The organism is Nesterenkonia natronophila (assembly GCF_003595215.1).
Taxonomy (GTDB): domain Bacteria; phylum Actinomycetota; class Actinomycetes; order Actinomycetales; family Micrococcaceae; genus Nesterenkonia; species Nesterenkonia natronophila.
On sequence record NZ_QYZP01000003.1, the window covers coordinates 302632 to 314165 of the forward strand.

The following is an 11534-nucleotide window of genomic DNA, read 5'->3' on the forward strand; positions in this document are numbered from 1 at the left end:
CTGACAGGGGATGCCTGCATGGCTCAGTGGTCGCGCAGCAGATCGATCAGGTCCTTCTTGTTTAGTGTGGAGTAACCGCTGAGGTCCAGCTCCTTGGCACGCTCACGGAGCTCCTGCACAGTCCAGTCCTCGTATTGTGGGGATGTGCCGCCCTTCTTCCCCTGTGTCGATCGTCCCTCCTTATTGGCGGAGTTAGCGATGCGTGCAGCCTTCTCCTTGGAGTAGCCCTGCTCTTCGCGGAGCTTCTCGTAGAGCTCCTCATCTTTCACGCTGGAGCGTTTCTGTTCAGCCATTGTTCTCATCCTCCTGTAAAGGGCTTACCTCCAGTGACTGGAATCACCGCACCTGAGGTGTAGCTGGCCTGTTCCGAGGCCAGGTAGACATAAGCCCCAGCCAGCTCTGCCGGCTGACCCGGTCGGCCTGTGGGTGTATCTTGTCCGAACTCTTGTACCTTCTCCTCCGGAAAGCCAGTGGCAGGTATCAACGGTGTCCAGATGGGTCCCGGCGCCACAGCGTTGACTCGGATTCCCTGAGTGCCGAGCTCGGTCGCCAAGACTTCAGTGAAGGCCACTTGGGCTGCCTTCGTCATGGCATAGTCGAACAGCGGGGGAGCAGGGCCGGCAGCTTGAATTGATGTCGTGGTGATAATGGACGCCCCCGGCTCCAAGTGAGGAACCGCAGCTTGGGCCACGGCGATGTGCGACACCAGATTAGTGCCGAATACCCTTTCAACCTCCGGCATGGGTGTGTCCGCGAAGTCGGTGCGCGCGCGCTGATAGGCGGCGTTGAGGACTACAATGTCGAGGCCGCCCAATTCCTCCACCGTCGTCCTCACCACATCTTCGGCCGCACCTTCTTCAGTGAGATCACGCGGGCACAGTGCCGGCTTCTGGCCGGCCTCCCGAATCAGGGCAGCTGATGCCTCAGCGTCTTCCTGCTCCTCGGGAAGGTAACCAATGGCCACATCAGCTCCTTCGCGAGCATAGGCCAAGGCCACCGCACGCCCGATGCCGGAGTCCCCTCCGGTGATGAGTGCTCGTTTGCCCTGCAGCTTGCCGGAGCCCACGTAGCTGTCCTCCCCGTGATCCGGCTGAGGGCTCATTTCTGAGGTGAGGCCAGGCTGACCAGTATCGGCGTGAACTGGCAAATCGTCGTCGTGATGCTTATTCCGTGGATCGTGCTGTGCTTTCTCAGTCATAAGACTCCTTCAGTTGATGCCCGGTGGCGCTCAGGGCAATTGCTGCGGTTCGAGGACGACCTTGATACACCCGTCAGTCTTCTTCTGGAACATCTCATAGGCAGCCGGGGCCTGTTCCAGGGGCAGGCGATGCGTCACGAAGTCGTCCACGCCAAGTGGATCCCGAGGGTCCTCCACCAGGGGAAGGAGGTCATCCACCCACCGCTTCACATTGGCCTGGCCCATAGTGACCTGGAGCTGTTTGTCGAAAAGGGAGAGCATCGGCAGGGGAGAGGCCTGCCCGCCGTATACTCCCGAGAGGCTTAGGGTGCCGCCGCGGCGTACCAGATCAATGCCGGTGTACAGAGCCCCTAGTCGGTCCAGCCCAGCTTTGTCCATCACCGGCTGACCGAGCTTGTCGGGTAAGAATTGAACCGTTCGTTGCGCAAACTTCGCGAAAGCGGACTGCGGGTCGCCGTGAGCTTCCATTCCCACTGCATCGATGACAGCGTCGGGGCCGCGGCCTTGCGTGGCTTCCCGAATGGCATTGACTGTGGAGTCGGTGTTGTCGTACACCAGAATTCCGTGCCGAGCCGCCATTTCCCGGCGCTCTTGGACAGGGTCAATCGCATAGACGGTCAAACCTTGATGTTTGGCAATCCGCGCTGCGAACTGACCGATCGGGCCCAGTCCCAGAACAGCCACTGAATCACCGGGGGAGCGCTGGGCGTAGGCGACGGCTTGCCAGGCAGTAGGCAGAACGTCGGAGAGAAAAAGATACCGGTGATCGGGAAGTTCGTCTCCGACCTTGATCGGACCATAGTCCGCGTGCGGCACGCGCAGGTACTGTGCCTGTCCACCGGGCACAGAGCCGTAGAGCTGCGAATAGCCGAACAGCGGGGCCCCGGAGCCCTGCTCCTTGACTTGTGTGGTCTCACACTGGGTCTGAAGCCCTTGGGCGCAGAAGTAGCAGTCACCGCATGCGATCTGAAAGGGAATGACAACTCGGTCACCGGGCCGAAGATTGCTGGATGCCCCTGCTTCGACGACGCGACCCATCGGCTCATGACCCACAATGTCCCCGGGAGTCATAAATGGCCCCAGCACTTCGTAGAGGTGAAGGTCTGAGCCGCAGATGGCAGTGGAGGTGACTTCGATGATGGCGTCGTTGGGCTGCTGAATGAAGGGGTCGGGGACGGTATCGACAGACACCTTGCGGGGGCCTTGCCACGTCACAGCTTTCATTGCGTCCTCCTCGAACGGTAGGTTGACGCGTCGTGCTTCGGACCCTCCCTAGGCTAGCGATACCTGCCTGAAGGCACGCTGGGCATCACCCGAACGTTCTTGCAGACGACCCGAGATCTGTGAGCTCCAGCTCAGCTGATGTTTGGACCCTGGCAGGACTCAGGCTCTCGCAAGCAGCCACGTGGTTAGCAGCCGCCTCACCAGCAGGAAGAGTGCCAGCGTCGCCGTTGCCACAAGAATGAAAGAGAATTCAGCACCACCGTCGGTGAAGAGAACGCGGAGCACAAGACCCGCAGCTACGGTGACGGCGAGGACAACAACCCCTGCAGGCCACAGCTGCGAAGGGTGCGTCCATGAACGGGTCACCAACCAGCCGAGGCCTAGACCGATGAGGAACGGCCATGCCGTTGAGACGACGTCAGCAGGGGCGAGGCCAGTCTGGTGTGATCGATTGCCCCACAGGGCGAACAGCAGGACCAGCACAGCGTCACTGAGAAAGAGGAGTCCAGCCAACATCACGCCAGAATACCTCGCCGCTCATATAACCTGACATAATGTGGATTATCGGACTAAGGTGAGCGGTGTCGTGAACCCATGCAGGGTTGCTTTGGCACATCTTAGGATTCATAGCCACTGAGGCGACTGCGTGATCCACCGGAATCAGCAACCGACCTCCTTCAACTCGACTGACCGTCCTGCGATCACGTACCGGGCAAATCCAATGTAGTCGAGCTTCACTTACATACACAGCTCGCTACAGCCGCGCCAGAATTGGCTATGCCGGTTCGTTCTGTGCCGTCGTAGAAGCGCAGGAACGTCTTGTGAAGGCGGCTTCTGGTCATCAACGACGCGTGAAGTGGTCCACCATGAGTCCTATCTGGAGCGCGAACATCTGATGACCGCGGATTTCGACCAACAAGGAGCAGCCTCCTCCCGCTCGCTCAGTTTCGCTGATCATTGCCAACTATTGGTCAACCCCAGTCCGCGTAGGCATCTGGAGCTCGCCAGCGCACGAGCGCCTCTGCTGGCCATGTGAGCAACAACATCGCGAGGCCGACCGCAGGCACCGCGAATGAGACCCCCAGCGCGAGCAGCGTTACCGCCGTGCTCGATCCCCACCCGGCCACCACCCATCGAAGCAAACCCTCTGGCATCCGCCGCCACCACGCGCCGACTGCGCCCGCGCGCAGCAGCAGACTAAGGTGCAATAGCGCGATCAGACTGAGTAACAGCAGGAATGGCACGACGGTGCCGCGCAACGTCGGGTCCCGACCGAGCAAGCTCGTCGGGTAGGGCACCAGTGCCACCGCGCCCAGCAATGCGAGATTGATCGCGATCAACCCCGGCTCGATGAACCCCAGGACGGCGAAAAACCGGTGGTGGACCCACCAGAAGTTCGCGACGACGGCGAAGCTCACCACGAAAGCGATCAACTCCGCTCCCTGGCCGGAGAAGGCACCCATGGTGGCGTCGAGTCGTACTCCGGAGGCGTCCATAGTGGAGAACACCAGCAAAGTCATTGCGATCGCAAACAGCGCGTCGCTCAGGTTGAGCACCCGGGCGAACTCCTGCGACTCACGGCCGTAGCGGGGCGGCATATCGCTACTCTACGCGCGTCCCAAGTTCCGAGCACCAGACCCATCGAGGCGGGTTATGCGCACGTGTTGACCGCGGGCCCCTCCTGCCGCACTGCTCAGGCTGCACATAAAGGGTTCATTGTTATGTCAGGTATGCGTGCACCTGCGCCCTCCCCTGCAGAGTTGGCTCACTCCACGACCCTGGGAAGCCCGGAGGCTGCTCGACATCTTTCGACCTGCAATGCCGCGCTGAGAGCATATGCGCGTAGTCTGAAACATAGCAGAAAGTGTGACCGGCGCCGCAGCAACCTCGACGTTCCCTTGTACTGCTCGCTAAAGTTGGTGGACAGGGCCTGGGACGGATGCGGGTCGCAGAATCAGGAGGTTCAGCATGATCGAGTGGTTCGGTGAAAACCTCTGGGCGGTCTGGCTGGCCCTGACGTTCGTGCTGGCCGTCGTCGAATCTTTCCTGCTGGACCTGATGTTCCTCATGCTGGCTGTCGGAGCTCTGGCAGCCATGACGGTGTCGCTGGCAGGAGGCGAACCTTGGATGCAGGTAGTGGTGGGATCGGTGACTGCCCTGCTGATGCTGGGTGCTGTCCGGCCCATCGCGCTCAAACACCTCAAGAAGGGTTCGGCCGACCAGCTCACAAATATTGACCGCATGGAAGGCATGGAAGCCCAAGCCCTCGAAGCAGTCACTGAAGTATCTGGACTGGCTGAAGTCGACGGTGACACCTGGACCGCGCGAGCGGCCGGTCGGTACCAAATTGAGCCGGGCACCCCGGCGGTGGTCGAATCGGTAGATGGAGCCACCGTCTACTTGAAGCCTGCTCCCAGCATTGAGTGGAATGACCCACAGACACGAGAAGACTGATGCACATACCGAAACTCAACAGGACGGATGGCCGACATGCCTGAAATTGTCGTAATCGTCGCACTGCTTGCGCTTGTGGCCTTCGTGGTGGTGGTGCTCGCCCAAAGCGTGCGCATCGTCCCCCAGGCCCGCGCCGGCATTATCGAACGACTCGGAAAGTACCAACGCACTCAGGGCCCTGGTCTCACCCTGCTTGTGCCCTTCATCGACCGGCTGCTGCCTATGTTGGATATGCGCGAACAGGTCGTCTCTTTCCCGCCCCAGCCGGTTATCACCGAAGACAACCTCGTGGTCTCGATCGACACCGTGGTCTACTTCCAGATCACCGATCCTAAGGCCGCAACTTACGAGATCCAGAACTACATCGTGGCCGTCGAGCAGCTCACTACGACCACTTTGCGCAATGTGGTCGGCGGCATGAACCTCGAAGAGGCGCTGACTTCGCGGGACCAGATCAACTCTATGCTGCGCGGCGAGCTGGATAAGGTCACCGGGCGCTGGGGCATTCGCGTCGCACGGGTGGAGCTGAAAGCCATTGATCCGCCGCACAGCATCCAAGACTCCATGGAACAGCAGATGCGTGCCGAGCGCAGCCGCCGTGCCGCCATCCTTACCGCAGAGGGCAATAAGCAGTCCTCCATCCTCAACGCTGAGGGTGAGCGTCAGGCGGCCATCCTGCAGGCTGAAGGTGATGCTCAGTCACGAATCCTTTCAGCCAATGCGGAGGCACAGGCTATCGAAACAGTTTTCAACGCAGTGCACGCCTCGGAGCCCAGCCCAGAGCTGCTCTCCTATCAGTACCTGCAGACCCTGCCCGAGATGGCCAAGTCAGAGTCCAACACCATGTTCGTCATCCCCGGCGAGTTCGGCGAGGCCCTGAAGTCACTCTCGGGAGCCTTCGGAGGAAAAGACGAAGGCGGCAATCTCTCCTTCGAGGAGCGGGAGAAAGCACTGGAATCCCGTGCGGAGCGACTGCGTAAGCGCCGAGCTGAGGAGACACGCGGCGGTACGGGCAAGCCGGGCATCTCTTCGGCCATCGCGGACCTGGCCGAATCGGCCCGTTCCACCTCCGTTACCGACGACCACGCCAGCTACCTGAGCTCCAAGGAATTGGAGGAGGAGGCTCGGAAGGCCGAGCACGGAAATGCCAACGCTGCGCGAAGCTCCCGCGTGCCTGGTCTCGAAGAGGACAGCACGGCCGCCCTGCGACGTGTGGCTGAGACCGCTCCCCCAGAGACTGAGCCCGACCTCGGTTTTGACGACTCCTCAGACGAGCTTGACGAAGGTTCCACGGCCTCCCAGGATCGGAATAACTGAGCTCAAAGTGCCGTTGAGACTGGGAGACAAGAATAGCCCTGTCCGCTAAGTATGAAGGAGCAGCGATGAGCGATCGCAGCCTGCGCGGTATGCGCCTGGGCGCCCAGTCCATGGAGACTGAGTCCGGAGTCGAGCCCGCACCCCGACAGAACGTCGATTATGTCTGCGAAGACGGTGAGAAGATCACGGTCACCTTTGCCGAGGATGCTGATATTCCGGCCACATGGTCTTCAGCGGCCGGCAAAGTGGGTGTTCTCGCTGAGGGGGAAGCACCTGCCGCAGAACCGGATAAGCCCGTTCGCACGCACTGGGACATGCTCTTGGAACGGCGCAGCGAGGAGGAGCTCGAAGAGATCCTCAACGATCGGCTGAAGATTCTGCGCAGCAAGCGCGGCGAAAAGGTCTGATTTCAGACTAACGACTGAAGGCCCTGGCTCGCGCAGCCAGGGCCTTTGCGCGTGCGGAGAGTCCCCACCTTGTAACGTTGATGACCGCCTCTCTGACGATGCTTCCGCTCATTTTGGACTCCCCTACTGTCCGCTCCACAAACGTAATCGGAACTTCCTTGATGGTCTTCCCCAAAGTGGCTACCCGAAAAGTCATGTCCACCTGAAAGCCGTAGCCCACTGACTCTATGGCATCCAGATCGATGTCTTCCAAAGTACTGCGGCGAAAGACGCGAAAGCCCGCAGTGATGTCCCGCACCCGCAGCCCCAACAAGATTCGCGAATACCCACTCCCCGCGCGTGAGATCAGCTCCCGGTGAAGGGGCCAGTTCACGACCGATCCACCGCTGACCCACCTCGATCCGATTACCAGGTCCGCGCCATCAATAGCGGCCAACAGATCCGGCAGCTGCTCCGGCTGATGGGAACCGTCAGCATCAAGTTCGACGAACAGGTCGTAGTCCCGCTCAAGCCCCCAGGTGAAACCTGCAATGTAGGCCCCACCCAGGCCGTTCTTCCTCGTCCTGTGCAGTACGTGGATCTTCTCGTCCGCTGCACTCATCTGGTCAGCCATAGCACCAGTGCCGTCCGGGCTGTTGTCATCGACGATCAGCACGTCGGTCTCCGGCACGGCGGTCCGCAACCGGTCCACGACGGTGGGAAGCGAGTCAATCTCGTTGTAAGTGGGGATGATCGTCAAGGGCTTCATGGAATCCAACTTACCGCCCCCGAATCACAGTGCTGACCAGTCGCGGAAGCGTTTCTCCGTCCAGATAGGGCAGCAGCGGGGTGCGAGCTCGAGTGTCGGTGCTCCACGCGGAGACTGTCGATCCTGGGGTCTGGACCGACAGCTGCTCCACTTCCCACACGGCGTAGGTGGCATCGGTGCCGGGATTCAGCTGCCCGACCAGCGGGGGTGAGTCCGGCAGCGACCTGAAGGCCCCTCTGGTCTGAGCGTTAAAGCCTGCTCGCACGGAGACGGGATCCAGCTGATGATAGACGTGGTCTGCCACCAACTTCCACGGATTCTGGCCTTCTGCCGGGGCAGCCGAGGTTGGTACCCCCACGCGGAGTGCCGTGGCCAGATGCCCTGGGCCCGTCATGAGAACGTGCACGCCGGTGTTGAGCAGATTCTCCCAGTGACTGCGCTCGGCAGTGTCGAAACCCACCAGAACCGTCGGCGCTGCAGGCGAAGGCCCCTGTTTGAGCTCCCGGAGGTGTTTCTGAGTGGTGACCACAGCCTCCACAACGACGCTCGGAGCTGTAGTGGAACATTCGAGCAGAAGCTGCCGTCCCGCCTCGGCGCACCACGAGCGCACACCCAGCAGATTGGGCAGGACTTCACCGACCGTAAGTTGGACTGCCGGTGCCCGCCCTTCGGGTTCAAGAGAATCCATCAGGTCCAGTAAGTCGTTGATTGGGCCGATGGATGGCGCTCCGCCATCGGCTTCCACACCATGGAGGTGGAGAACCGGCCATACATCCACCGGGTGTTCGGCCGCGACCCTCAAGGTCTCCCTTAAACGCTGAGTTGTCTCTGTTGTTTCATGCGCATCGATGCTTGCCCGAGTGAGGTCGACTCTCAGGCGCAGCCCCGAGTACCCCAGCTGGTGCGCAGCTCCATCAAGAACTTCAGTGACTGCTCTGGGGCTCAGCTGACTGAATGTGAGCCCCGCCATGCCGACGAATCCGGGCGAAACAAGCGCGCGGTCCAGATCGTAGACCTCCAGGTCCTCTCTGCGCATCTGCTCCGCGGTCTCATCGGACCCGAGCCATGCCACCTGGCCCTCTTCAACAATCATCGCTTCCGCATAGGGCTCAGCGGTGGAGTGGATGGTCCCATTCATGAGCAGTTTCGGGGATGGACGCACCGTGCTAGGAACCGTCGAAGACATCGTCGTCAAAATCTTCCTCAATGGATTGGTAGGTGATCGAGGAGTACGAAACCACTCCCCTTGAAATCAGGTCAACAGCGTCCCGACACCGGGTAGCAAATTTCGCGCTGGCTGTGGGCACCGCGGACAGTTGGTCAAGCACGTCAATGCACTGCTTGGCCCAGCGCACAAAATCTCCGGCCGCAAGGGGAGAATCCGTGAGGGCGGCCCGGAGGTTCGCGCCAGAGGCCCAGTAGTACATCGGCACTGCGAGTCCAAGTTCCGGTGCGGCCGTCGGCTCTAGATGATGTCGTTTCTCGAGTGCCTCGAGTTCAGCGTGAACTTCAATGCCGGCGCGCACAGCCTGGGACAGTTTCCTAGAGGGCAGCTGAGGCACAGCCCCCTCGTCCTCTCGCTTGGCCTGGTAGACCAACAGGGTTGAGAAGGAGGCGAGCTCTTCGGCGCTGAGTTGACCCAGTACCCCACGGTCCATGAGCAACTCGGTCAATAGGTCGCGTTCGCCGTAGATCCGGCGCAGGCGCTGTCCGCGCTCGGTCACCAGAAACTCGTCGACATCGAACTCTTCCGGCAGTGGATCGGCGGTGGCAATCCTCTCCTCTTGAGCGGGTTGGAGGTGTCCCAACTCGAACAGCACCCCACAGACCCGGTCAAAGGTTTTCGCGATGGATCCGGTACGCCGGTCGATCTTAGCCTTTAATTGGTCGGTCTCCCGGCGGAGCTTCCACCAGCGGTCCGCCCAGCGTGCGTGCTCCTCCCGTTCCGGACAGGAGTGACACGGGTGCCGACGCAGTTCCGTCTGGAGCTCCTCGACACCAAGGCCCATGCCGCCGTCCTGGTCTCCAGAGAAGCCGAACCCAGGCTGCGGAGCGTTGCTCCGCGGAGGCGTGCGATCCCGCAGGGCGCTCCGCATGGCCGAGGCAAGATCTCGCCGGATCTTGGGCACCTTGACCTGAGGTTTGCGGGGAAGCCGAATACTGGCCACCACCTCCGGGGGCTGAGCGAAGTCTTCCACCGTGACGCTGCGCAGTTTCCCATCGGCCGTGATAACGCCGGGCCGGGGGTCGTGCTCCGGGGCGGAGTGCACTACCAGACACTCCCCGAGGCGACGACGGCCGCCGACCTCGATGACATCTCCCGGCTCCAGGGCGCTGAGGAGCCGCACGATTTCGCGTCGCCGCTGACGGGAGCGGGCCTTGGCCTGGTCCTTCTGCTGCTCATTTAACCTGCGCCGAAGTTCGTAATACTCGGCAAAAGAACCCAGGTGACAACTCATCGACTCCATATACCCGGCCAAGGATGCCTCACGCTTCGTCACGTCTCGAGCCAAACCCACCACGCCACGGTCCGCTTGGAACTGTGCGAAGGAAGATTCGAGGATCGTGCGCGCTCGACGGCGGCCAAACTGCGCGGTCAGGTTCACCGCCATGTTGTAACTGGGACTGAAACTGGAGTTCAACGGATAGGTGCGCTTGGAGGCCAGTCCCGCCACCTGGCGAGGGTCCATCCCGGGCTGCCAGACCACCACGGCATGCCCCTCCACATCGATTCCGCGGCGCCCTGCCCTCCCGGTGAGCTGGGTGTACTCACCGGGAGTGATGTCCTGATGGCTCTCACCGTTGAATTTGTCCAGTTTCTCCAGGACAACGGTGCGGGCGGGCATGTTGATGCCTAAGGCCAGAGTCTCGGTGGCGAAGACGATCTTCAGTAGGCCCTCGGCGTAGAGATTCTCCACCAGCTCCTTGAAAGGTGGCAGCATACCGGCGTGATGCGCAGCCACTCCATTGATGAGGGCCTCTCGGAAACTGTCAAAACCGAGCACAGAGAGGTCCTCTGCGGGCAGTTCCCATCCCATTTCCTCCACACGGGAGGCAATCTCTTTGGATTCTCTTGAGCTGGTCAGTCGGATGCCGTGGTGCAGACACTGCTCTACCGCAGCCTCGCACCCCGCTCGGGAAAAGATAAAAGTGATGCAGGGAAGCAACCCGTCACGGTCGAGTGCCCTGATCATACGGGGCCGACTAAGCCGGGGTGCCCCCTTTGGCGAGCCTGACAGTCGCGAGACCTCTCCCCCGGCCTGCTGACCGGTACGTCCGGGGCCCTGCCTACGGTCTCGGCGTCCCCTGCCCCGGCCGCGATGCCCTCCCGAGCGGCGGGAGGCTGGGGCTTGCGCATAATGGGCCAACCTTTGCAGCTCTGGGTTAACCAGTCGTGTCGGCGTAGGAGTCTCCACTTGGCTATGGACCAGGTCAGCGTCGGGATCGAGACTGCCATCATCCGGGTCGACAACGAACAAGTCGTGGAGTTGATAGTCCACCATCATGTGCTGCCAGAGCGGCACCGGCCGGTGCTCCGAGACCACTACAGCGGTCTCGCCGCGAACTGCATCCAGCCATGCCCCGAACTCTTCGGCGTTGGAGACCGTGGCGGACAACGCCGCCACCTGCACCGACTCGGGCAGGTGGATAATGACTTCCTCCCACACGGCACCGCGGAAACGGTCAGCCAAGTAATGCACTTCATCCATCACCACGAAACCCAGGTCCGCGAGGGTCGCAGAATCTTGGTACAGCATGTTCCGCAGCACCTCCGTGGTCATGACCACCACGTCTGCCTCAGAGTTGATAGAGGTGTCCCCGGTCAGCAGACCCACCCGCTCCGGGCCGTGAATCTCGCGCAGCTCCTGGAACTTCTGGTTGCTCAGCGCCTTGATGGGTGTGGTGTAGAACGCTTTCTTACCAAGAGACAACGCCAAGTGAACGGCGAATTCTCCCACGATCGTTTTCCCTGCACCGGTAGGGGCCGCCACCAGCACGGCTTTGCCTGCCTCCAGGTGCCGGCAAGCCTGAAGCTGGAATTCATCGAGCTCAAAAGATTGCTTCGACTTGAAAATACCGAGCTCCGTTTTGGCCTCAGCCGCCCGTCGTCGGGATTCTGCGTAGCGCTGGGCCGGTGAACTCATGGCTCGCTCGGTTCCCTCCTTCGGCATCATTTCGAGCCGGG

11 protein-coding genes are annotated in these 11534 nt (G+C 61.2%); 3 read left to right on the forward strand and 8 right to left on the reverse strand.

What is annotated here, in order from left to right; all coding sequences use genetic code 11:
- Positions 1–23: 23 nt before the first annotated feature.
- The 5 genes from D3250_RS10380 to D3250_RS10400 all read right to left on the reverse strand — a co-directional run bounded on the left by D3250_RS10380 (position 24) and on the right by D3250_RS10400 (position 4020).
- Positions 24–293: a DUF7218 family protein gene (locus tag D3250_RS10380; RefSeq protein WP_119903311.1), complete on the reverse strand. Its 270-nt coding sequence runs from the start codon at positions 291–293 to the stop codon at positions 24–26.
- Positions 294–298: 5 nt separating this feature from the next.
- Positions 299–1198 (reverse strand): SDR family oxidoreductase, encoded by a 900-nt coding sequence (locus D3250_RS10385; RefSeq protein WP_119903312.1) that lies wholly within the window; start codon positions 1196–1198, stop codon positions 299–301.
- 30 nt (positions 1199–1228) lie between these two features.
- The gene (locus tag D3250_RS10390) at positions 1229–2422 is read right to left on the reverse strand and encodes a zinc-dependent alcohol dehydrogenase (protein WP_119903313.1); all 1194 of its coding nucleotides are present in this window, start codon (positions 2420–2422) and stop codon (positions 1229–1231) included.
- 159 nt (positions 2423–2581) lie between these two features.
- Entirely contained in the window at positions 2582–2938 is a 357-nt protein-coding gene (locus D3250_RS10395) for a DUF3054 domain-containing protein (RefSeq protein WP_119903314.1), read from the reverse strand.
- A gap of 455 nt (positions 2939–3393) precedes the next feature.
- Positions 3394–4020: a TMEM175 family protein gene (locus D3250_RS10400; RefSeq protein WP_119903315.1), complete on the reverse strand. Its 627-nt coding sequence runs from the start codon at positions 4018–4020 to the stop codon at positions 3394–3396.
- A 370-nt stretch (positions 4021–4390) separates the two neighbouring features.
- Here D3250_RS10400 and D3250_RS10405 point away from each other — a divergent pair, with 370 nt between their 5' ends.
- From D3250_RS10405 to D3250_RS10415, 3 genes are all read left to right on the forward strand, one after another.
- On the forward strand, positions 4391–4876 hold the full coding sequence (locus D3250_RS10405) for an NfeD family protein (protein ID WP_119903316.1): 486 nt from the start codon (positions 4391–4393) through the stop codon (positions 4874–4876).
- A 36-nt stretch (positions 4877–4912) separates the two neighbouring features.
- The gene (locus D3250_RS10410; RefSeq protein WP_318778953.1) at positions 4913–6193 is read left to right on the forward strand and encodes an SPFH domain-containing protein; all 1281 of its coding nucleotides are present in this window, start codon (positions 4913–4915) and stop codon (positions 6191–6193) included.
- Between the two features lie 65 nt (positions 6194–6258).
- Positions 6259–6600 carry an RNA polymerase-binding protein RbpA gene (locus tag D3250_RS10415; RefSeq protein WP_119903318.1) on the forward strand — a complete coding sequence of 114 codons (342 nt, stop codon included), beginning with the start codon at positions 6259–6261 and terminating at the stop codon, positions 6598–6600.
- Between the two features lie 7 nt (positions 6601–6607).
- On the opposite strand, the gene D3250_RS10420 is transcribed toward D3250_RS10415, so the two are convergent.
- The 3 genes from D3250_RS10420 to D3250_RS10430 are packed head-to-tail and all read right to left on the reverse strand — an operon-like array spanning position 6608 to position 11493.
- Positions 6608–7348 carry a polyprenol monophosphomannose synthase gene (locus D3250_RS10420; protein WP_119903319.1) on the reverse strand — a complete coding sequence of 247 codons (741 nt, stop codon included), beginning with the start codon at positions 7346–7348 and terminating at the stop codon, positions 6608–6610.
- A gap of 10 nt (positions 7349–7358) precedes the next feature.
- A complete protein-coding gene (locus D3250_RS10425; protein WP_119903320.1) occupies positions 7359–8486 on the reverse strand; it encodes a hypothetical protein in 1128 nt (375 codons plus the stop codon).
- Positions 8487–8514: 28 nt separating this feature from the next.
- On the reverse strand, positions 8515–11493 hold the full coding sequence (locus D3250_RS10430; RefSeq protein ID WP_119903571.1) for a DEAD/DEAH box helicase: 2979 nt from the start codon (positions 11491–11493) through the stop codon (positions 8515–8517).
- Positions 11494–11534 lie beyond the last annotated feature (41 nt).